The following is a 21087-nucleotide window of genomic DNA, read 5'->3' on the forward strand; positions in this document are numbered from 1 at the left end:
TGAGGGGCGCGGGGAACTGCGTGACCAGCCCCCACTCACCCGCAGCCGAAATCACCGCACCCGGCCGGCCGCATCCCTCAATCGCAGTCCAAGTCGGATAATCCAACCAAGGTGGCCGAATCCTCCCGGCTCTCCGGCGGAGCCGTCTCGTGGAGTTCGAACCAGATGCTCTTGCCGTCCCCGCGCGGGTCCACGCCCCAGGCGTCGGCGAGCATGTCCATGAGGACGAGGCCCCGGCCGGAGGAGGCCAGTTCGCCGGGGTGGCGCTTGTGGGGGAGGTCGTCGCTGGTGTCGGTCACCTCGATCCGCATCCGGCGCTTGCCGCCCTCGCCGGTCATCTCGGCGACGAGCAGCGCGTCGGCGTCTGTGTGGACCAGGACGTTGGTCAGCATCTCGGAGACCAGGAGGACCGCGGAGTGGACCTGGTCGTCGTCGGTCCAGTCGTGCAGCAGTTCGTGGACCTGCCGGCGGGCCCCGGCGATGCGCTCGGGCTCGGCCTGGGCGACGGTCAGGGCGGTACGGCGTACCGGGGGTCCCACGGCGTCGCCGCAGCCACAGCCCTCGCCCTCCCGGCACAGCAGCAGCATCGCTATGTCGTCCTCGCGCCGGTCGGCGAGCGGACCGGGCGTGTGGTGGGACGACGGCCCGTGCACGCCCTGCACGAGCGCATCGGCCAACGCCTCCAGACGCTCCGGCGCCAGCCCGACCGGTTCCAGGGCGCGGGGCTTCCCACCATCGGGCGCCGGCCCACCGGCACCGGCACTGGCACCGGCACCGGCACCGGCACTGGCACCGGCACTGGCACCGGCACCGGCACCGGCACTGGCACCGGCACTGGCACCGGCACCGACGACACCGGCGCTGTCGACGCCCCCGTCCCGTACACCGTCTCCATCCCGCACACCGTCTACGCGGCTCCCCACCCCGTCCACGGCCCCGTCTCCCTCGTACGGCCTCGCGTCGAAGGACTCCAGGATCTCGCGGACGCGGCGCCAGCCCGTGTCGAGGTCGTGGCCGCCGGTTTCGATGAGGCCGTCGGTGCACAGGAGCAGGGTCTCGCCGGGCTCCAGCACCAGCCGGGTGGTGGGGTAGTCGGCGTCGGGGTCGATGCCGAGGGGGAGGCCGCCCGGGGTCGGTCGTACCAGGACCGTGCCGTCGGCCATCCGGATCGCCGGGTCGAGATGTCCGGCGCGGGCGATGTCCAGCACCCCGGACACCGGGTCGACCTCGACGTACAGGCAGGTCGCGAAGCGCAGGTCGGCGAAGTCGGTGGAGGCGGCGGCGGAGTCGTGGGTGACGCCGTGGAGGAAGCGGGAGGCGCGGGAGAGGACGGCGTCGGGGCGGTGGCCCTCGGAGGCGTAGGCGCGCAGGGCTATGCGCAGCTGGCCCATGAGACCGGCGGCGCGTACGTCGTGGCCCTGGACGTCACCGATGACCAGGGCGAACCGGCCGTTGGGCAGGGCGATCATGTCGTACCAGTCGCCGCCCACCTGGAGCCCGCCGCCGGTCGGGACGTACCGCGCGGCGACGCTCATGCCGGGTATCTCGGGGCCGAGAGTCGGCAGCATCGTGCGCTGGAGGCCGTCCGTCAGCTCGCGCTCGGTCTCGGCGGCGCCCGCGCGGGACAGGGCCTGGGCGAGCATACGGGCGACGGTGGTCAGGACCGAGCGCTCGTCGGGCGAGAAGGCGACCCGGCATGTGAAGCCCGCCATCCAGGCGCCGATGGTGCGGCCGGCGACGATCAGCGGCAGGAACGCCCAGGACTGGCGGCCGAACTGCTCGGCGAGCGGCCACGAGGTGGGATAGCGGGTCTTGTACTCCTCGGGGGAGGAGAGATAGACGGCGCGGCCGGTGCGGACCACCTCGGCGGCCGGGTAGTCCGTCTCCAGCGGCATGTTGAAGGGGCCCTCGTCGCCCTTCTTGTGCCCGTGGTGCCCTATGACGGTGAGGCGGTCGGCCTCCACGCCGAACACCGCGAGCCCGTCCGGGGAGAAGCCCGGCATCGCCAGGCCCGCCGCGACCCGCAGCACCTCCTCCGTGGACCGCGCCTCGGCCAGCGCGCGGCCCGCGTCCAGCAGGAACGCCTCGCGTGAGCGCCGCCAGTCGCCGGTGACGGCCGGGGCGCGGGAGGCGGTCTCCGGTGAGGGCTCGGTGACCTCCTGGAGGGTGCCGATCATCTCGAAGGAGTTCCGCACCGGGTCGAACGTCGCCTTGGAGCGGCTGCGGACCGTACGGATCACCCGGCCGCGCTCGTCCATGACGCGGATCCGGACCTCGGCGATGGTGTCCTCGGCGACGGCGAGCTGGACGACGGAGACGATCTCGTTCCAGTCGACGGGGTGGAGCCTCGCTCGCGCGCCGGCCTGGGTGAGCGTCGTGGGCTCCGCGGGCAGCCCCAGCAGCCGGGCGGCTTCGGCGTCCACGGTGACGGCACCGGCAGCGCTGTCCCAGGTCCACAGTCCTGTCGCGAGGGCGGTCAGGACGTCCCCCATGGCCGACGGGGGCTCACCAGTGCGCATTGACCCACTCTAAGAACAGCTGATCGGAGCGTGCCACCGAACTGTACGGGGCACCGAGCGGTACCGAGGGCAACCGCGATCGGCGGCGACGGCGGTACGACCCCCGACGCTATCGACAGAAACCGCTTGCGGTCCTGCGGATGGCCATGCCCACGGCTTTGACGGTGCGTGACGGGGGTGCTCAGTAAGGGGTGACCGGTGCGCCGCGGTGGCGCGGCGGTAAATGGTGAGGAGGCGATCTTTGGGTGGCCGGTACCCTGTTTCACGTGAAACACGGACTGTGAACCGTGCGGCACAGCCCCAGAGCCCCGATCAACGAAGGCTGGATGAACGACGATGCATCGGTACAGGTCCCACACCTGCGGCGAGCTCCGCGCCTCTGACGTCGGTACCGACGTCCGGCTGAGCGGCTGGCTGCACAATCGGCGCGACCTGGGCGGCATCCTCTTCATCGATCTGCGCGACCACTACGGCATCACGCAGCTCGTCGCCCGTCCGGGCACCCCCGCGTACGAGGCCCTGGACAAGATCTCCAAGGAGTCGACCGTCCGGGTGGACGGCAAGGTCGTCTCCCGTGGCGCCGAGAACGTGAACCCGGACCTCCCGACCGGCGAGGTCGAGGTCGAGGTCGGCGAGGTCGAGCTGCTCGGTGCCGCCGCCCCGCTCCCCTTCACGATCAACACCGAGGACGGGGTCAACGAGGAGCGGCGTCTGGAGTACCGCTTCCTGGACCTGCGCCGCGAGCGCATGCACCGCAACATCATGCTGCGTACGGCGGTGATCTCCGCGATCCGTCACAAGATGACGGCGCTGGGCTTCAACGAGATGGCGACCCCGATCCTCTCCGCGACCTCTCCCGAGGGCGCCCGCGACTTCGTGGTCCCCTCGCGCCTGAACCCGGGCAAGTTCTACGCCCTCCCGCAGGCCCCGCAGCAGTTCAAGCAGCTGCTGATGATCTCGGGCTTCGACCGCTACTTCCAGATCGCGCCCTGCTTCCGTGACGAGGACGCGCGCGCGGACCGTTCGCCGGGCGAGTTCTACCAGCTCGACGTCGAGATGAGCTTCGTGGAGCAGGAGGACGTCTTCCAGCCCATCGAGAAGCTCATGACGGAGCTGTTCGAGGAGTTCGGGGGCGGCCGTCACGTCACCTCCCCCTTCCCGCGCATCCCGTTCCGCGAGGCGATGCTCAAGTACGGCTCCGACAAGCCGGACCTGCGCGCCCAGCTGGAGCTGGTCGACATCACCGACATCTTCGAGGGCTCGGAGTTCAAGGCCTTCGCCGGCAAGCACGTGCGCGCGCTGCCGGTGCCGGACGTCTCCGGCCAGCCCCGGAAGTTCTTCGACCAGCTCGGCGAGTACGCGGTGGAGCAGGGCGCCAAGGGCCTGGCCTGGGTGCGGGTCGGCGAGGACGGTTCGCTCTCCGGTCCGATCGCCAAGTTCCTCACCGAGGAGAACATCGCCGAGCTGACCAAGCGGCTCTCCCTGGCCCCCGGTCACGCCGTCTTCTTCGGTGCGGGCGAGTTCGACGAGGTCTCGAAGATCATGGGCGCGGTCCGCGTCGAGGCCGCCAAGCGCGCCGGCCACTTCGAGGAGGGCGTCTTCCGCTTCTGCTGGATCGTCGACTTCCCGATGTACGAGAAGGACGAGGAGACCGGCAAGATCGACTTCTCGCACAACCCCTTCTCCATGCCGCAGGGCGGTCTTGAGGCCCTGGAGACCCAGGACCCGCTGGACATCCTCGGCTGGCAGTACGACATCGTCTGCAACGGCGTCGAGCTCTCCTCCGGCGCGATCCGGAACCACGAGCCCGACATCATGCTCAAGGCCTTCGAGATCGCGGGCTACGACCGTGACACCGTCGAGGAGCAGTTCGCGGGCATGCTCCGCGCGTTCCGCTTCGGCGCCCCGCCGCACGGCGGTATCGCGCCCGGCGTCGACCGCATCGTCATGCTCCTCGCCGACGAGCCCAACATCCGCGAGACCATCGCCTTCCCGCTCAACGGCAACGCCCAGGACCTGATGATGGGCGCGCCGACGGAGCTGGAGGAGGCGCGGCTGAGGGAACTGCACATTTCGGTGCGGAAGCCGCAGCCGAAGTAGGGAATCGACGGCTGAGCCGGAAATGGGCGCAGCCGATTGAGTAAGGCAAGCCTTTCTTGGGTTTGTTCTGCAAAGGGTCCTGAAATCGTCCGTCGATTTCAGGACCCTTTCGCATGCGTGGTGAAAAGGCTTCGTTTTCTCAGCTCGTTGACAGGCTTCATATCTAACTTCCGGGCGTATGACAGCCAATCAACAGCATGAGCGGAACCAGCAGCCTCAAGAGCCGACGGGAACGCAGGATGTGACGCGCCGCAAGGTGGTCGCGGTGGGCGCGGGCGCGGCGGCGGCGATGGGCCTCGGCACCGCCCTGGCCGCGAACGCCGTCGCCGGTGAGCGGAGAGGGGCCTCCGCTCGAAAACCGGGTGCCAGGGGCACCGCCGAGGAGTGCTACGTGCTCACCTCGGAGACCGTCGAGGGCCCGTACTACATCGACGCCGACAAGATCCGCCGCGATGTCACCGAGGACCGCGAGGGCATCCCGCTTCTGCTCCGTCTCAAGGTGATCGACGCCGAGACCTGCCGGCCGATCCGCGACGCCGCCGTGGACATCTGGCACTGCGACGCGGTGGGCGTCTACTCCGGTTACGAGGACATGGGCAACGGCGGTGGTGGCCCCGCCCCCACGGGCGAGCCGCCGACCGCCCCGCCCCCGGGGACGCCCACCGACACCCCCACCGGCCCGCCCCCGGGCGGCGGCCACCAGGAGCCGACGGACGACACCCGCTATCTGCGCGGCACATGGCGCACGGACCGGCATGGCCTCGTCACCTTCAGGACCGTCTTCCCCGGCTGGTACCAGGGCCGCTGTGTGCACATCCACACCAAGGTGCATGTCAACGGTGAGTGGACGGACGCCGGTTACGAGGGCGGCAACACCTGCCACACCGGTCAGTTCTTCTTCGACGAGGAGTCCGTCCTCGCCTCCGCCGAGGTCGAGCCGTACTCGACCTCCACGACCGAGCGCACCACCCTCGACGAGGACACCATCTACGACGGCAGCGGCACCCAGGGCGGTCTGCTCAAGCTGAAGTACAAGAAGAGCGACATCGCCAAGGGCGTCATCGGCACCATCACGGTCGGCGTCGACCCCGAGGCCACCAACACCGGCACCACGTGACACAGACGAGCTGACGGACGTACGGCTCGGCGAGCGGCCCGGAACCTCACCCCCTGGGTTCCGGGCCTTCGCCATGCCCTCGTGCTCGTGCCGGGCCGCCCGCTTGGGAAGTCATCAGACGACGCACAGGTTTCTCGACGGATGGGCACAGCGGGACGGGGTCTGATGGGACGTACAGGGTGAGGAACCCGTAGAGCCCGTACGCCCCTTACGGCCCGTACGACTCATACGGCTCATACGAGAACGCATACGTCGAAACGCTGGAGGAGGCCATGGAGATCGCCGTGCTGGTGGCGCTGCTGCTGATCGTCGGGGCGGTGGGTGCGGTCGTCGTGCGGCGGCGGTCCGGTGCCGGGCATGAGCCGACATCGGACCTGGACGCCGAGGCCGACGCCAACCGCTGGGTGGTGCGGCTCGGCGGCAGCCTGGCCGGCATCGACGTACGGGCGCAGGCCGGGGCCGGGGGCAGCGCGGCCCAGTCCCTGGCCGACGCCGGCGAACGTCTGCGCACGGCCCGCGCCCAGCTCGCCGCCGCCCGTACGCCGGACCAGTACGCGCTGGTCACACGGACGGCGGTCGAGGGCTTGCATCATGTTCGGGCGGCGCGTACGGCGCTGGGCCTGGAGCCGGTGGTTCAGGAGACGGACCCTGTGACGCGTACGGCGATCAGCAGGCCGCTCGACCAGGCCAGCCGGGTCGTGCGGAAGCCGGGGCGGTCCTCCAGCGCGGCCAGCAGATCGGTCACCGCCTCCTCGTGACCTTCCGGCCGGCCGGGCGTGGGCGTCAGGTCGTCGATGAGATACGTACCGCCGGGTGCGACCAGTTCCAAGGCCCGGTCCAGGTGGGTGAACTTCCCCGGCCAGGTGTCCGCGAAGACGAGGTCGAAGGGGGCGCCGTCGTACTCCTCCAGCCAGCGCCCCGCGTCGGCGCTCACAAAGGTGACGCGTCCGTCGCCGCCGAGGTGCCGCCGGGCGACGTCCTGTACGGAATCCTTGAGCTCGACCGTGACCAGCGTCGCCGTCTCGCTCATCCCGCTCAGCAGCCAGGCGGTGCCTTCGCCGACGCCGGTACCGAGTTCCAGGATCCGCCCGCCGGGGCGGGTCGCGGCGAGGGTGGCGAGCAGACTGCCGGTGCGGGTGTCGCAGGACATGGTGAATCCGGCGGTGTGGGCGGCGGTCTGCAACTCCGGGAGGGCGGCGGGGAGTCGGGTGGTGGTGGGGTTGTCGTCCATGCCGGGATTCTGTGAGCGGGACGACGGACGGCTCAACCCGATTCCGGATCTACCCGGTCCGGGTGCGGTCTTCGCGCAGGTCCTCCCGCCACGTCTTTCCGGCCGAAGTGTCCTCCAGACCGACGGCCAGCAGTTCGCTCAGATACTCCGCCGTGTCGCCGTCGAGTGACCGCATCCCGTGGGCGAGCGCGTCCAGCGCGGCACCGATTCGTTCGTCCTCGCTGTGCGCGACGGCCGCGAGTGCGGCCAGCAAGGGATGCCGTACCGCCGTCGCCTCTTCCACGATCGGCGGGATGCTCTGCGGCCCCAGGGCCAGCGGGCGCAGGCTCATGGATGTCCAGTCTCCGCAACGGGTCTCGAAGGGGCCGACCGCCCACGACGCCGTGGTCCGGCGCCGGCAGACCACGAGGAGCAGTACCGGCATCTCGTACGTGGCGTGCAGATGGGCCAGGTAGAAGGCCCAGCTCGCCGGTTTGTCCGGGTCCGGCTCCGCCTGGAACTCGATCGCGAGCAGGAAGCCGTCCCCGTCGGGGCGCTCGATCTTCAGCAGTGCGCCGGGGCAGCGTTCCAAGAGGGGGATCCGTGTGGTGTCGTGCAGCGCGTGGATGGCCGTCTTCGGGATGGGCGGGATCTGCAGGGCCTCGAAGACGGGGGCGAGGGCGTCCGGGTGCTCGGGGAGGATCCGGTAGGACGCCGGGTGAGACGCCTCGTGAACTGGGGTGACCATGTGGGGCAACCTAGGGGGATCTCGGGCCGGGCGCCCGGCCGACGGGATGGGATCACTCTTTCGGGTTTGGGCTGCTCTTTCGGGTTGGGGTCGTTCCTCCGGGCCGGAACGACGTTCACGCCGTGCGGGCCGGTTCGCATGGGTGACTCCTTGGTGCGGAGCGGAGTTTGGGGAGTCGGGTTGTGCTGCGGAGACGGGCGGTGGCATTGCCGCGCCCGTCCTGGCAGGGCGGTGCGGTGCGCTTCCGGGAGTCCCGGGATTCCGCAGCGTGTGCGTCGCATGACCGACAGTAGGGGGAAATATTTAGCCCCCGCAAGTCGTTCGCGTAGCCTTACACCCGATCGGGGAGTCCCAACCCCACCCGGGCGCTGCGCTGTTGGGGAAGTGAGAGTCGTATGCCGCCGAGGATGCAGCCGACCGTTCGCCAGGTCCGTCTGGGCACCGAGCTGCGCCGATTGCGGGAGACCGCGGGGCTGACGTCACGGGAAGCGGCGGGCTTGCTGGGGATCAACCCCGCGCAGATGAGTCAGTTCGAGGCGGGCAACGTGGGGATCAGCGAGGCGCGGGTACGGCGGCTGATGGCCCATTACGCCTGCCCGGACTCGGAGTTGGTCGAGGCGCTGGTGGAGATGGCGACCGACCGGACTCGGGGGTGGTGGGAGAGGTACCGGGGAGTGCTGCCGCCGGTCTTCCTGGACCTGGCGGAGCTGGAACATCACGCGACGTTCATCGAGGAGATCGCGACCGCGCACATCCCGGGCCTGCTCCAGACCGAGGAGTACGCCCGAGCCGTGTTCGCCTACTGGCGACCGGAACTTCCGGAGAGCGAGCTGGTGCCGAGGGTGGAGCACCGGATGAGCCGCAAGGTGGTGCTGGAGCGGTGCCCCTATGAGGTGGTGCTGCACGAGCCGGTGCTGCGCACACGGGTCGCCGACCGGCGCGTGGCACGGGCCCAGCTGGACGCGCTCCTGGCCCGGTCGCAGGCGCCCGGTGTCACCGTGCGGGTCGTTCCGTTCGACGTCGACGGTTTCGCCGGGGCCAGTGCGGAGTTGCTGTACGTGGGCGGTCGGGTGCCCACGTTGGACACGGCTCAGCGGGACTCCCCGCAGGGGCCGGCCTTCATCGACGCGGCGGCACAACTCCAGTCCATGCGAACGCTCTTTCGTAAGGTGCAAGGAGCGTCCCTCGACCCCGTCCGGTCCCGGGACTTCATCCACCGGCTGGCGAAGGAACTCTGAGACGTGACCCAGTGGCAGAAGTCGAGCTTCTCCAGCGGACCCGATGGCAGCAACTGCGTCGAAGTCGCCCACGGCAGCGCAGAGTTGCTGCTCCGGGAGAGTGACGACCCGGGCCGCGTACTTTCTCTCGCTCCTGCCGCGCTGATCGCCTTCATACGCGAAACCTGCCGCCGATGAGCGAACCGACTCCGGAGTTCACCGAAGCCTTGGCCGTTGTGCTGCGCGACCTTCGTGCCCAGTGCGCCGTCCAGCCCGACATCCGCGACAACGAGGACGGACCCGGCGTCATACTCTTCGCCCCCGACGGCTCCGGGCAGGGCGTCCACGCCGAACCGGATGGACGGGGGCCGGCGACGCTGCTCGCCGAGGTGGCCGATCAGGTGCAGGGATGGGCCGTGGAGGCGTTGTGGGCGGCGGGGGCGTCGGCGGTGTGGCCGGGGTGCCCTGAGCATCCGGATACGCATCCGCTGGGGGTGGAGGTGGTGGAGGGGGCGGCGGTTTGGGTGTGTCCCCGGACGGGGGCTGTTGTTTGTCGCGTCGGGGAGCTGTGACGACGGCTCCGTCCCGCCCCTGGACGGTGGCTGCTCTCCGATCACGACGAACGTGGTGCCGTGTGGCCGTCGCCGGTGATCGCGACGCCGATGTTGCCGCCTGCGGCGATCGAGAGGGGGCCCGATGCCGTCACCGTCGTACCTCCGGCGTCGCCGGTCGGCGTCGGCAGCAGGGACGTCAGCTCGCGCCGCAGTTCCGCGTCCTCGCGCAGTGCCTTCTTGATCTGTTGGCGGAGGGCTCCTGCCGCGTCGTCGTCCTCCGGCTCGGCGGCTGCGTCCGCGACCGCTGACTCCAGCGCCGCCCGGCCCTGCTCGTCACGGTGGTGCCATGCCGCCCGGAGCATCCGGTGGCCGATGTCCGCCGTGGCTTCGACCGCCGCGCTCTCCTCGCGCGTCAGCACCCCACTGCCGTACGCGATCACGGCCGCCGTCAGGTACGGGCTCGCCTGGCCCACCAGGTGATTGATCTCCGTGCTCATCCTCAGCCCCAGTCCTCTCGCCAACCGTCCGGCATCAACACAGCGTAGGGAGACGCCACTTCCCGTAAGTCGGAAACGCGGATGAGGGAATCGCGGTTCCAGTCCCGGGCAACAGCTACCGCTTCAACGCCCGGTACCGCCTCAGCAACGCCGACAGTCTCTCCGGGTCCTTCCCGCCGTTCAGCTCCGTCAGCAGGTCGTCCGGGCACAGTTCGTACAGGTCGCCCCACCAACCCCGGCGGCGGTTGTCGTATATGCGGTAGCCGCCGGGGACGCCCCGGGCTACGTAGCGGCGTTTGCTCATCTCTGGATCACCGGTGGCTCACCACGGGTCGTCCTCCGTCGGGGGGTTCAACGCCTCCTCTTCCAGAAGGCGTTCGGCGATGTCGTCGGCCCAGGTCCGGGCCCATGTCCGGAGGTGCAGGATCGCTTGTTCGTCGAGGCCGTGGCGAGCGAATTCCCTGTCGTCCAGCCACTCGATGGCCTCCAGACGGGACTGGAGGTCGGACAGGTCGAAGGGGGAGGACATGTCCTGGGTGCGGCGGCGGGCCAGTTCCTCCAGTTCGGGGTGGGTCCAGTGGCCCGCGGTGGCGTGCACGGCGATCAGATCGCGGGCCGCGCCCCGGTCGGCCAGGGAGCGTACCTTCGTGCCGATGACGTCTTCGAGGGAGAGGGCCGGGCCGAGACCCGTCTCCACCGGCGGACGCCAGAAGGTCTCCTTCACCAGGTCCAGGGTGCGGTCCTCCGCCGTCGTGGGGTCGGTGATCAGGAGACGGGCCGAGAGAGGGGTCGTCGCCACCTCGGTCACCAGCCAGCCGCGTGACACCAAACCAGAGCGGATCGCCGTCGCGATCCGGTCCATGGGGGTGGGATGTTCGGTCGCCAGCTCCAGGGCGCTTCCGCGGCCGACCCTGTCCAGCAGGCCGTGCGCCTGCGCCGCGTAGTCGCCGGTCAGGGCCAGGTCATACGGGGCGCCGATGGTCAGGATGTCCGTGAGGAGATGGTGGACCGGGTCGGGGAGGTCGTCGGTCGGACGGGGCGGACGGGGGTCGTTCACGTGGGGGCCTGAGTGGTCGTGAGGGATGGGGCCATGGCTGGATTATCACGGCCCCGGGTCCCGACGCCGTTCAGTACGGCCGCTGCCCCACCCAGTTCCCCGGCGGGTCGAAGTTCGCCACCACATACGTCCAGCCGTTGCGGCACTTGGCCTTGGCCGCGCCGATCCGCGTCGAGGTGCGCCAGACCACCTGGGTGTAGTGGAGGCACTGCCTGTCGTTCACGCAGGAGTTCGAGGCGTGGTCGTAGTCGGGCTGCTGGTCCACCCACAGGCGGGCCGCGTCCGGCATCGAGAAGTCGGGGCTGGAGCCCTTGGCCAGGTTCTCGCCGTACCGGCTGTCCGAGTGGACGAGGCGGCAGTCGGCGACCCTCACCCTGGCCCAGTGGCGGGCGTGGGCGGCCACCGATTCGTCCCAGACGAGCGGGGGAACGCCGACGTCGGCCCGCGCCTTGTTGATGATCGACAGGAAGCCGTTGACCTCACGTTTCCGCGCCGCCACGCCCGTCGCCGCCGCTGTCCCACCCGCTGCCTCAGCCGCCGTTCCGGCCACCACCCCGCTCACGGCATCCCACGCCGTCGTCGCCGGCCTCGCGGCCGTCACCTCCTCCACCGCCGTCGGCCGGTGACCGACCGCATGCGCCGCCCCCGGCGTCAGCGTCACCATGGCCGCCGCCATGGCGACCAGCGCCCGCACCCTGTCCAGTCGCACGCCCTGTGCTCCCCCTCTTTCGTCCCCAACTTCCTTGCCGGCACTGCAAGTTGTAGAGGAAGGGCAGGAGACTCCGTGGTGGAGGCAGTCACCTGCCATCCCTTCGGGGGAAACCGGGAGCCGGAGGTTTCGGAGCCTCTTCTCGTGACCCCACCCAACGCCCGACAACGCCCGACAACGCACGAACCGCCCGCGAACTCAGGTGAGTTCGCGGGCGGCTCGTCCAACAGCAGTCAGCCGACGGTTCCTTACGGCGTCACAGTGAGCGGCGTACGTCCCGTCACCGTCTCCCCGTCGCCGAACTCCACGACACCCACGTACCGTTCGCCCTTCTTCGCGTCCGGCCAGGTGACCGTCACCTCGGGGCGGGTGCCCGCGGTGACCTGCTGGGTGGACGGGGTGACCGTGGGGGTCACCGCCGGGGTGCCCTGGCCGACCTCGTACGTCCAAAGGGTGTACTGCTGGCTGGTGGTGCCGGCCGGCAGCTCGTACTGGAGGACGTAGACGTCGTAGTCGCCGGGCGGCAGGTCGGCGTACTCGTCGGAGCCGATGTCGGCCCAGCGGCCCACGTGGTTGCCGGCGGTGTCGAAGGCGTAGAGGTCGATGTCACTGCCCGGTACATGATCCGCGGAGGTGATCGCGACTCGCGTGAACGCGGCGCCCTCGGGGACATGGACCCGGTGCTTCACGACCGCGTCGTTCGTGTGCTGGCTCTCCCAGAAGCGGGACTGGTCGGTGCCCGTGAGGGTGCCGGTGGTCTTCTTGCCCGTGTAGAGGGAGGCCTTGGCCGTCAGATCGCCGTTCCAGCCGACGCCGGGAGTCAGCTTCACCGACTCCTCGCCGGTGACCGTCACCTCGGCCGGTGCGGAGAAGCGGGTGGCGCGGAGCGCGATGGGGCTGGTGACCTTGTGGCCGTAGGAGTCGCTGAGGGTCAGCGAGCCGAAGGACCAGGTGTCGAAGGCGGCGTCCGTGCGCTCGAAACGGATCGTGTACGAGGCCGACTCGCCCGGTGCCAGCCGCAGCGACGCCGGGGTGACCTTCGCCTTGAAGCCGGCCGGGGTCTGGAGCTCGGCCCGGTAGGTGGAGGTCCTGGCGGAGACGTTGGTGACCTTGCGGGTCACGGTCTGGGAGCCGAGCAGGTCGCCGACCGAGATCGACGCGTAGTTCAGGTCGCTCGGGTCGAGCTTCGCGGCTGTGGCGCAGGCGTCCGTGCCGTCCTGTGCGGCCGGTGGCAGACCGATCGCACAGAGGTACGCGGTCCAGTCGGCGGACGTGGAGTCGTAGACCAGGCCGGGGTCGGCGGCGCGGGTGACGCGGGGCGTGCCCGCGCCGTAGTCGATGGGCGTGGCGGAGTCGGCCTGCTGGCGGCCGATGGGGTCGCCCGCCCCGTCCTTCGTGGTCGCCGTCGTCATCAGGGCCGACTTGATCTCCATCGGGGACCAGTCGGGGTGCAGCTGCTTCAGCAGGGCGGCGAGGCCCGCGATGTGCGGCGCCGCCATCGACGTACCGGAGGCGAAGCCGAAGGTGCCCGCGAATCCGGCCTCGGTGCCCGGCACCGTGCCCGCCGGGACGGCCTCGCCGGGGGCGGCGATGTCCGGCTTCAGCAGGTCGCCGTCGCTGAAGTGGTCGGGGCCGCTGGAGGAGAAGTCGGTGACGTCCCGGGTCGACACCGGCTCGCTCCGGCTGGCGGTGAACCCGGCCGTCGCGCCCGCGCCCGCCGCGTACTCCTTCACCACCTTCGCCTCCTCGGGGCTCACCTGGAACATGGGCACCCGGTAGACGTAGGCGATGAAGTCCTGGCCGCTGGTCGGGGTGTGGGCGAGGACGAACGCCTTGCCGCCCGCCGCCGCGACCTCGTCGGCCTTCGTGGTGAGGAAGACACCGTCGCCGCCCCGGTCGCAGACCACGATCTTGTCCCTGGTCTTCGCCGGGTCGAGGGTGCCCGGCGCGCAGAACGCCGCCTGCTCGCGGTCCGCGTCCGCCTTGCGTACGTCGACGGCGTCGACCAGCGGCGCGGACGCGACACCCGGGTTCATGTTGCGGTGGGTGAAGGTACGGCCGTTGCCGAGGACCATGGACCCGGTGTAGCCGGTGTCGTGCGAGGACGCGGCGACCGTGGTGACCCAGGGGGCGGTGTGGCCGACCGTGTCGGGGCCGCCGTTGCCGGACGAGGCGGAGACGAAGACGCCCGCCTTGGCCGCGTTGAACATGGCCTCCTTGGTGGGCGGCCTGGCTATGTCACCGCCGATGGAGTAGTTGATGACGTCCACGCCGTCGGCCACGGCCCGGTCGATCGCGGCGGTGGTGTCCACGTCCCAGCAGCCGGTGCTCCAGCAGGCCTTGTAGTACGCGAGGCGGGACGCCGGGGAGACACCGCTGAGGACTCCCTCGGCGTTGCTGCCGGGGACGGACGCCTTGACACCGTGGTTGCCGGCGGCCGTGGTGCCGGTGTGTGTGCCGTGGCTGTCCCGGTCCATCGGCGAGGAGACGTCGTCGGCGGTGGGCTCGGCGACGCCCTTGCGGAACCACTGGGCGCCGATCACCTTGTTGTTGCAGGTGACCTTGTACGCCGGGTCGGTGCCGGGGTCGCAGTCGCCCTTCCACTTCTTGGCGATGGCCTCGGCGTCCGGGCGTGGCTCCGGCAGCGGGGCGAGCATCGGGTTCGACGGGTCGACGCCGGTGTCGACGATGCCGACGATCACACCCTCGCCGGCGTGCTCGGGGCCACCGACCTTGGACCACAGGCCGTTCTTGCCGCTCAGGCCCAGCATGCGGGGCAGATCGGGGAGCTGGGCGGTGCCGGCCGCTTCCTCGGTGGAGGTGGCGGAACCGGCGGACGTGGCGTCGGGGGCGGAGGGCGAGGGCGCGGGCGACGGGGACGGCTGCGGGGCCCGGTTGCCGGCCCCGGCCCCGGCGCCGCTCCCGGCCCCGGCGTCAGCCCCGGTGCCTGTCCCGGCGTCGGCCCGTCCGGCCGCGCTCACCCCCGGCCCGTGGTCCGGAGCCGGAGCGTCGGACGTCAGGTGGCTGACCGTGCTGCGGGTCAGCGAGACCACGCCGGGCTGGTCGGCCAGCGTCCTGGCCTGCTTGGCGGTGAGTTCGGCGGCGAAACCGTTGAACGTGTAGTCGTAGCGGTACAGCGGCCGGACCCCGGGGACGGCGTCGAGGACCTTGTCCCGGCGGGTGTCCAGATGCTCCAGGTAGTCCTTGACCGCGGCGGAGTCGGTGTCGAGCCGCCGGCCCGCCGTCGAGGCCGTGCGCTTCAGACGGGGCAGTCCGCCCTCGTAGGCGGCTACGGGTGCGTCGGCGAGCTTCACGACGTAGGTGCCGGGGCCGAAGTTCTCGTTGCTTCCGCTCGCGCCGCTCGCGCCGCTCTCAGCGGAGCCGGCGTCGGCGGCGAAGACGGGTGCGGTGACGGCGGTCAGCGTCAGGGCACCGGCGAGAAGGGGCGTCAGAAGGGTGACGGCCGCCCTCGGGCGTATGTGATGGAGTGTCAACTGTGGTCCATGTCGGTCGATTTGGTAAGACCTGGTCCCCCATGGACCTCATTCAACAGATGACTCACCGGTAATAAATCTTGAAGGGTCAAGTACTGGTGGGTCTCCACAGTCGTTTCACAAGAGGCCATCGGAGCCACCGTGAAACACCTCGGATTCACCCGGTGTTGGGTCACTGAACTTCTCAAGTTCAGTTAAGAAGAGGCAAAGGGAGCTCAAAGCTTCACCCGCGATCGTTCCTTGTCATGGACCAGACCCTTCTCGTGGTCGCCGACCTGGCCGCCATCTCCGTGCTGACCTTCGCGGTCTACTTCCCGCGCCACCACCGCCGTGACCTGGTCACCGCGTTCCTCGGCGTCAACGTCGGCGTCCTCGCGGTGGCGATGACGCTCAGCTCCTCCTCCGTGGGCATCGGGCTCGGGATGGGGCTGTTCGGGGTGCTGTCGATCATCCGGCTGCGCTCGTACGAGATCGCGCAGCACGAGATCGCGTACTACTTCTCCGCCCTCGCCATCGGCCTGCTGGCCGGGCTGCCGGAGAGCGTGAACGTGCTGTCGACCCTCCTCATGGCGCTGATCGTCGCCACGATGTACGTCGGCGACCACCCGAAGCTCTACGGTCGCCACCGGCAGCGCAGCCTCCGCCTCGACGCCGCCTACACCGACGAGGACGCCCTGCGCGCCCACCTCGAAGTGCTGCTGGGCGGACGCGTGGTGAACCTCTCCGTGCAGAGCGTGGACCTGGTCAGCGACATCACCCAGGTCGAGGTCCGCTACGTCGTCGCCGGCGCCGGATCCCGTGCGCCGCAGGAGGTGGGCGCCCGGGTCGGCCAAGGGGTCCGGGCATGACGGCCGTGGACCACTCCGTCGCACCGGTCCTCCGGGCGCTGCGGCCCATCGGCCTCGACGAACTGGTCGCGCGCGCCGAGCCGTTGACCCGCGTCGACCGCAAGTACATGCTCCCCGCCACCGAGCTGCCGTTCGTGATCGGCGGCCTGGACGGTGGGGGCACCTCCCGGTCGAGCGGCGTCGAGCCCGGGGGAGTACAGGTGCTGGAGGTGGACGGGCAGCGGCAGTTCGCGTACCGGTCCGTGTACTTCGACACCCCCGACATGGACGGTTACCTGGGCGCCGCCCGACGCCGCCGACGCCGCTTCAAGCTCCGCGTCCGTACGTATCTGCCGTCCAGCCCCGAAGGTGAGGCGCGGCACTACTTCGAGGTCAAGACACGCGGCCCGCGTGGCACCACCGTCAAGCAGCGCATCCCGTACACGGGCGATCTGTGGCGGCTCGACGCCGAGGCCCGCGCGTACGCCGACGAGATGCTCGGCGCGGCCGGCATCGACTCGCGCGGCTTCCGGCTGGTGCCCACGCTCACCACCCGCTACCGGCGCACCACGCTGTTCCTGCCGGACAGCGGCAGCCGGGTCACCGTCGACACCGACCTGACCTGGGCCCTGCCCGACGGCACCGAACTGCGCACTCCCGAGCGGACCATCGTCGAGACCAAGGCCGGGCGCGCCGGATCCAGCGCCGACCGGCTGCTGTGGTCGCTGAAGCACCGGCCCTGCCCGGTCTCCAAGTACGGCACCGGCCTCGCCGCCCTGCGCCCCGACCTCCCCGCCAACCGATGGCTGCCCGTCCTGCGCCGCCACTTCCCCACCGCCCCCGCACTGAACGGGAGTCCCGCATGAGCACGCGATCAACCAGGCGTTTCCGTATGAGGGCCCGAGGCTCTCGTACGACGGTCCGAAACTCTCGTACGACGCTCCGAGGCTTCCGTACGAAGGTCGCGGGCGCCCTCGCCTCCGTGGTCCTCGCCACGGCCGCGCTCGCCGGGTGCTCGGCCGGGAGCGGGTCGGACTCCGAGACGGCGTCCGGTTCGTCGTCGAGTGCGAGCGCGGCGGCGGTGGACGGTGGGCAGACGGCTGCCGCCGTGCTCGCCGACAACGAGGACACCCACGCCGAGGACGGGGACACGGAGTACGACGAGTCCGAGACCGTCGACATCGAACTGAAGGGCGACTCGGCGTCCGCCGACGGCAAGGGCGTGGACGTCGACGGGTCCACGGTGACGATCACCTCCAGCGGCACCTACCGGCTCAGCGGGAGTCTGGACGACGGGCAGATCGTGATCACCGCGCCCGAGGCGACCGTGAAGCTGGTGCTCGACGGGGTCGACATCGCCAGTTCCTCCGGGTCGGCGATCGCCGCCACCGAGGCGGAGCGGCTGGTGGTCGTGCTCGCGGACGGCAGCGAGAACAAGCTGAGCGACACCGACTCCTACGCCGAGGACGCCGAGGCGAACGCCGCCCTGTACAGCGCGGGCGACCTGACGATCGGTGGCAGCGGCTCGCTCACCGTCAAGGGGAACGGCAACGACGCCATCGCCGGCAAGGACGGGCTGGTCGTCGCGGGCGGGAACATCACCGTCGAGGCCGCCGACGACGGGATCCGCGGCAAGGACTACCTGGTGGTGAACGGCGGCGACATCACCGTCACCGCGAAGGGCGACGGGCTGAAGTCCGACAACTCCGACGAGGAGGACGCCGGTTACATCGCGGTCGACGGCGGTACGGTCGCCGTCACCGCGAACGGCGACGCCGTGGACGCCGCCACCGACCTCGTCGTCACCGGCGGCGAGCTGACCGTGAAGAGCGAGGCATCCGACGACACCTCCGCGCACGGGCTGAAGTCCGGTGTCATCACCGTCCTCGAGGGCGGCACGATCGACGTCTCGGCCTCCGCCGACGCCCTGCACGGCGAGGCGGCCGTCCACGTCAACGGCGCCGACGTCACCCTCTCCGCCGGCGACGACGGTGTGCACGCCGAGGGCGACCTGGTCATCAGCAAGGGCACGCTGGACATCACCGGCTCCAACGAGGGCCTGGAGGGCAAGGACATCCTGGTCGGCGGCGGTACGACGACCGTCACCTCCAACGACGACGGCGTCAACGCCTCCGGCAGCGAGGCCACTTCGCAACAGCAGGGCGGAGGCGGCTTCGGCGGCGGGGGCGGCGGCGAGAACGTCGGCGACTACACCGCCAAGGTCACCGGCGGCACCCTCGTCATCAACTCCCAGGGCGACGGCTTCGACTCCAACGGCACCGCCGAGATCACCGGCGGCACGATCGTCGTCAACGGCCCCGAGACGGGCGGCAACGGCGCGCTCGACGTCAACGGCAGTTTCACCGTCAGCGGCGGCACGCTGCTCGCCTCCGGCAGCGCGGGCATGGTCGTCGCCCCGGACGAGGAGTCCGAGCAGGGCTGGCTCTCGGCGACCCTGGACGCGTCGGTCGACGCCGGCACGACCCTCCACATCGTCGACTCCGACGGCGAGGTCGTCGCCTCGTACGTCACCTCCAAGACCATCCAGAACGTCGTCTACTCCGGCGAGGGCATCGAGAGCGGCGAGGAGTACACCGTGTACACGGGCGGCAGCACCTCCGGCTCGGACACCGGCGGCCTCGCCGAGACCGGCGAGCTCGGCTCCGCCGAGAAGATCGCCACGGTCACCGCCGGCGAGGCCCCGGAGGGCGGCGGCTTCGGGGGCGGGCCCGGCGGGGGTGGTCGCGGACAGTAGCCGTACGGGCGCCGGGCGCGCGGGCAGCGGTCGTACGAGCAGGGGGCGCGTGCAGTGGTCGTACGGCGCGGGCGCGGGTCTCGCGGCGGGTGGCGGGCGAGGCCTTCTACTGGGCCCCCGGTCACGCGCCGGAAGCACTTGAGGACTGCGAGTACGTGGACCTCTCGCCCAGGAAGGAGTTCGAGGAGGTCATCGGCCACGTCAAGTCGAACCTGGGCTGACCCCGGCTCAGTTTCTCCTGAGAAAGGGAAAGGTGGAGGCAACCTTTCCCGACACGGCGACCACACATGAGTCGAAGCTCCCTTCACGGGGGCTCCACACGAACCACGTGTTCCTCGAACCACGTACGTTACGTAAGGACTCATCCGTGGCCTCTGCCTCCTCGCGCACGTCCCACCGCCGGTCCCTCCGCAAGCGCCGCGCCCTCGTGGTCACCGCCGCCGCCGTGGCCGCCGGTGTCGGCGCCGGCGTCCTGGTGATGAACGCCAACGCCGGTGCCGTGGACCTCTACCACCAGGTGCTGCCCGCCAAGGACGGCTGGGCGGCGTCCGGTTCCGGAACGACCGGCGGTGCCAAGGCGGACGCGGCGCACACCTTCACGGTCTCCACCCGCGCGCAGCTGGTGAAGGCGCTGGGCTCCCAGACCGACACCACCCCGCGGATCATCAAGATCAAGGGCACGATCGACGCCAACACCAATGACTCCGGCAAGAAGCTGACCTGCGCGGACTACGCCTCCGGCACCGGCTACTCGCTCTCCGCCTACCTCAAGGCGTTCGACCCGGCGACGTACGGCAAGAAGGCGCCGTCCGGCACCCAGGAGACCGCCCGCAAGGCCGCCGCCGACAAGCAGAAGAAGAACATCGTCTTCCGGGTGCCCTCCAACACCACCATCGTGGGCGTCCCCGGCACCAAGGCCGGCATCACGGGCGGCAGCCTCCAGGTCTCGAACGTCAAGAACGTCATCATCCGCAACCTCACCTTCGCGGACACCCAGGACTGCTTCCCGCAGTGGGACCCGACCGACGGCTCGTCCGGCAAGTGGAACTCCAACTACGACTCCGTGACGCTGCGCGGCGCCACCAACGTCTGGGCGGACCACAACACGTTCACCGACGCGCCGACCTTCGACAAGACCGAGAAGACGTACTTCGGCCGCAAGTACCAGGTCCACGACGGCGCCCTCGACATCACCAACGGCTCCGACCTGGTGACCGTCGAGCGCAACCAGTTCCTCAACCACGACAAGACCATGCTGATCGGCAGCAGCGACACCGACAGCACGGGCAAGCTGCGCGTGACCATCCACCACAACGTCTGGAAGGGCATCGTCCAGCGCGCCCCGCTGGCCCGCATCGGCCAGATCCACCTCTACAACAACGTCTACGAGACGACCACGGTCAACGGCTACGCCCCGAAGTACAGCATCGACTCCCGCGCCAAGGCCCAGGTCGTCGCCGAGCGCAACGTCTGGAAGCTCCCCGCCGGCGCGAAGGTCGCCAAGCTGCTGAGCGGCGACGGCACGGGTTCGATCGCGGGCAAGGGCAACCTCGTCAACGGCACGGAGACCGACCTGGTCGCCGCGTACAACTCCGCGAACTCCAAGAAGATCAAGACGACGGTGAACTGGACCCCGACCCTCACGGCCGGCCTCCAGACCTCGGTGAAGAACCTGCTGACGGACCTGACGAACCTGACGGGCACGTCGGCCGCCGGCGCCGGGCTGCTGTCGTAGACGCCGGGCTGCTGTCGTAGAGGAGAGAGCCCTGGCCCGGGAAGCGTTCGGCTTCCCGGGCCGTGGCATGCCGTGCTCGTGGCCGTCCGGCTACCTGGCCACGAACTGCGTGAGGATCGCCTGGACCTCGTAGATGTCCACGCCCTTGGTGAACGTCTTCTCGATCGGCTCGGAGGTGCCGGAGAGCCAGATCTTGAGCTCGGCGTCGAGGTCGAAGTGCCCGGCCGTCTCGACCGCGAAGTGCGTGATGCTGCGGTAGGGGACGGAGTGGTACTCCACCTTCTTGCCGGTGAGCCCCTGCTTGTCGATCAGGATGAGACGGCGGTCGGTGAACAGGATGGTGTCGCGGATCAGCAGGAACGCGGCGTGAACCTGCTCCCCGTGACCCAGCAGGCGTGCGTAGTCCTGCTGGGCCTTGCCGGGATTGACGGTGTGCGCGTTTCCGAACAGTGCCATGTACCGGGAGACGCGCACCGCCGTGCACGGGGTTGCGCGCACTGGGTGCGTGCACGGGTCGCGCGCACGGGTCGTGTGCGCGCTACTGCTGG

General features: G+C 70.2%; 19 protein-coding genes. 10 read left to right on the top strand and 9 right to left on the bottom strand.

Annotated features, from left to right (window positions below):
• Nucleotides 1–77: 77 nt before the first annotated feature.
• On the bottom strand, nt 78–2519 hold the full coding sequence (locus STRIP9103_RS38700; RefSeq protein WP_199790612.1) for a SpoIIE family protein phosphatase: 2442 nt from the start codon (nt 2517–2519) through the stop codon (nt 78–80).
• Between the two features lie 336 nt (nt 2520–2855).
• Between STRIP9103_RS38700 and aspS the strand changes: the two genes are divergently transcribed.
• On the top strand, nt 2856–4619 hold the full coding sequence (gene aspS, locus STRIP9103_RS38705) for an aspartate--tRNA ligase (RefSeq protein ID WP_009336577.1): 1764 nt from the start codon (nt 2856–2858) through the stop codon (nt 4617–4619).
• Between the two features lie 178 nt (nt 4620–4797).
• Nucleotides 4798–5736, top strand: a complete 939-nt coding sequence (locus tag STRIP9103_RS38710; RefSeq protein WP_048821750.1) for an intradiol ring-cleavage dioxygenase — start codon at nt 4798–4800, stop codon at nt 5734–5736.
• A gap of 634 nt (nt 5737–6370) precedes the next feature.
• Here the strand turns inward: STRIP9103_RS38710 and STRIP9103_RS38715 are convergent.
• Nucleotides 6371–6967, bottom strand: a complete 597-nt coding sequence (locus STRIP9103_RS38715) for an O-methyltransferase (RefSeq protein WP_009336560.1) — start codon at nt 6965–6967, stop codon at nt 6371–6373.
• Between the two features lie 49 nt (nt 6968–7016).
• Nucleotides 7017–7694, bottom strand: coding sequence for a hypothetical protein (locus tag STRIP9103_RS38720; protein WP_009336548.1), 678 nt, complete (start codon nt 7692–7694; stop codon nt 7017–7019).
• Between the two features lie 395 nt (nt 7695–8089).
• Between STRIP9103_RS38720 and STRIP9103_RS38725 the strand changes: the two genes are divergently transcribed.
• Genes STRIP9103_RS38725 through STRIP9103_RS38730 form a run of 3 tightly spaced genes read left to right on the top strand, consistent with a single transcriptional unit; the run spans nt 8090 to nt 9483 of the window.
• Complete coding sequence (locus STRIP9103_RS38725; protein WP_009336568.1) at nt 8090–8932, top strand: helix-turn-helix domain-containing protein; 843 nt, start codon at nt 8090–8092, stop codon at nt 8930–8932.
• Nucleotides 8933–8935: 3 nt separating this feature from the next.
• On the top strand, nt 8936–9109 hold the full coding sequence (locus STRIP9103_RS47710; protein ID WP_078614193.1) for a DUF397 domain-containing protein: 174 nt from the start codon (nt 8936–8938) through the stop codon (nt 9107–9109).
• Nucleotides 9106–9483, top strand: a complete 378-nt coding sequence (locus STRIP9103_RS38730; RefSeq protein ID WP_009336564.1) for a hypothetical protein — start codon at nt 9106–9108, stop codon at nt 9481–9483. Before STRIP9103_RS47710 ends, STRIP9103_RS38730 begins: the two co-directional genes overlap by 4 nt.
• A 41-nt stretch (nt 9484–9524) precedes the next feature.
• Here the strand turns inward: STRIP9103_RS38730 and STRIP9103_RS38735 are convergent, their stop codons facing one another.
• The 5 genes from STRIP9103_RS38735 to STRIP9103_RS53255 all read right to left on the bottom strand — a co-directional run bounded on the left by STRIP9103_RS38735 (nt 9525) and on the right by STRIP9103_RS53255 (nt 15222).
• Nucleotides 9525–9962: a hypothetical protein gene (locus tag STRIP9103_RS38735; RefSeq protein ID WP_009336544.1), complete on the bottom strand. Its 438-nt coding sequence runs from the start codon at nt 9960–9962 to the stop codon at nt 9525–9527.
• A 115-nt stretch (nt 9963–10077) separates the two neighbouring features.
• A complete protein-coding gene (locus STRIP9103_RS38740) occupies nt 10078–10266 on the bottom strand; it encodes a hypothetical protein (protein ID WP_009336584.1) in 189 nt (62 codons plus the stop codon).
• Between the two features lie 18 nt (nt 10267–10284).
• Nucleotides 10285–11019 carry a hypothetical protein gene (locus tag STRIP9103_RS38745; protein ID WP_009336542.1) on the bottom strand — a complete coding sequence of 245 codons (735 nt, stop codon included), beginning with the start codon at nt 11017–11019 and terminating at the stop codon, nt 10285–10287.
• 70 nt (nt 11020–11089) lie between these two features.
• Complete coding sequence (locus tag STRIP9103_RS38750) at nt 11090–11728, bottom strand: pathogenesis-related family 1 protein (RefSeq protein ID WP_009336546.1); 639 nt, start codon at nt 11726–11728, stop codon at nt 11090–11092.
• A 248-nt stretch (nt 11729–11976) separates the two neighbouring features.
• Nucleotides 11977–15222: a S8 family serine peptidase gene (locus tag STRIP9103_RS53255; protein WP_009336529.1), complete on the bottom strand. Its 3246-nt coding sequence runs from the start codon at nt 15220–15222 to the stop codon at nt 11977–11979.
• A gap of 245 nt (nt 15223–15467) precedes the next feature.
• On the opposite strand from STRIP9103_RS53255, the gene STRIP9103_RS38760 reads away from it, so the two are divergent.
• The 5 genes from STRIP9103_RS38760 to STRIP9103_RS38775 all read left to right on the top strand — a co-directional run bounded on the left by STRIP9103_RS38760 (nt 15468) and on the right by STRIP9103_RS38775 (nt 20539).
• Nucleotides 15468–16070, top strand: coding sequence for a DUF4956 domain-containing protein (locus STRIP9103_RS38760; protein WP_009336575.1), 603 nt, complete (start codon nt 15468–15470; stop codon nt 16068–16070).
• Nucleotides 16067–16915: a VTC domain-containing protein gene (locus STRIP9103_RS38765; protein ID WP_009336518.1), complete on the top strand. Its 849-nt coding sequence runs from the start codon at nt 16067–16069 to the stop codon at nt 16913–16915. Before STRIP9103_RS38760 ends, STRIP9103_RS38765 begins: the two co-directional genes overlap by 4 nt.
• Entirely contained in the window at nt 16912–18804 is a 1893-nt protein-coding gene (locus STRIP9103_RS38770) for a carbohydrate-binding domain-containing protein (RefSeq protein WP_234022412.1), read from the top strand. Before STRIP9103_RS38765 ends, STRIP9103_RS38770 begins: the two co-directional genes overlap by 4 nt.
• 89 nt (nt 18805–18893) lie before the next feature.
• The gene (locus tag STRIP9103_RS52925) at nt 18894–19025 is read left to right on the top strand and encodes a hypothetical protein (protein ID WP_009336511.1); all 132 of its coding nucleotides are present in this window, start codon (nt 18894–18896) and stop codon (nt 19023–19025) included.
• 146 nt (nt 19026–19171) lie between these two features.
• Complete coding sequence (locus STRIP9103_RS38775) at nt 19172–20539, top strand: pectate lyase family protein (protein WP_009336540.1); 1368 nt, start codon at nt 19172–19174, stop codon at nt 20537–20539.
• A gap of 90 nt (nt 20540–20629) precedes the next feature.
• Here the strand turns inward: STRIP9103_RS38775 and STRIP9103_RS38780 are convergent, their stop codons facing one another.
• Entirely contained in the window at nt 20630–20995 is a 366-nt protein-coding gene (locus STRIP9103_RS38780; protein WP_048821751.1) for a PH domain-containing protein, read from the bottom strand.
• Nucleotides 20996–21087 lie beyond the last annotated feature (92 nt).

This window comes from Streptomyces ipomoeae 91-03 (assembly GCF_000317595.1).
Classification (GTDB): Bacteria; Actinomycetota; Actinomycetes; order Streptomycetales; family Streptomycetaceae; genus Streptomyces; species Streptomyces ipomoeae.

Coding starts and splice junctions, on each gene's coding strand:
- STRIP9103_RS38700 (WP_199790612.1), bottom strand. CDS start 2,519: ATGCGCACTGGTGAGCCCCCGTCGGCCATGGGGGACGTCCTGACCGCC.
- aspS (WP_009336577.1), top strand. CDS start 2,856: ATGCATCGGTACAGGTCCCACACCTGCGGCGAGCTCCGCGCCTCTGAC.
- STRIP9103_RS38710 (WP_048821750.1), top strand. CDS start 4,798: ATGACAGCCAATCAACAGCATGAGCGGAACCAGCAGCCTCAAGAGCCG.
- STRIP9103_RS38715 (WP_009336560.1), bottom strand. CDS start 6,967: ATGGACGACAACCCCACCACCACCCGACTCCCCGCCGCCCTCCCGGAG.
- STRIP9103_RS38720 (WP_009336548.1), bottom strand. CDS start 7,694: ATGGTCACCCCAGTTCACGAGGCGTCTCACCCGGCGTCCTACCGGATC.
- STRIP9103_RS38725 (WP_009336568.1), top strand. CDS start 8,090: ATGCCGCCGAGGATGCAGCCGACCGTTCGCCAGGTCCGTCTGGGCACC.
- STRIP9103_RS38730 (WP_009336564.1), top strand. CDS start 9,106: ATGAGCGAACCGACTCCGGAGTTCACCGAAGCCTTGGCCGTTGTGCTG.
- STRIP9103_RS38735 (WP_009336544.1), bottom strand. CDS start 9,962: ATGAGCACGGAGATCAATCACCTGGTGGGCCAGGCGAGCCCGTACCTG.
- STRIP9103_RS38740 (WP_009336584.1), bottom strand. CDS start 10,266: ATGAGCAAACGCCGCTACGTAGCCCGGGGCGTCCCCGGCGGCTACCGC.
- STRIP9103_RS38760 (WP_009336575.1), top strand. CDS start 15,468: ATGGACCAGACCCTTCTCGTGGTCGCCGACCTGGCCGCCATCTCCGTG.
- STRIP9103_RS38765 (WP_009336518.1), top strand. CDS start 16,067: ATGACGGCCGTGGACCACTCCGTCGCACCGGTCCTCCGGGCGCTGCGG.
- STRIP9103_RS38770 (WP_234022412.1), top strand. CDS start 16,912: ATGAGCACGCGATCAACCAGGCGTTTCCGTATGAGGGCCCGAGGCTCT.
- STRIP9103_RS38780 (WP_048821751.1), bottom strand. CDS start 20,995: ATGGCACTGTTCGGAAACGCGCACACCGTCAATCCCGGCAAGGCCCAG.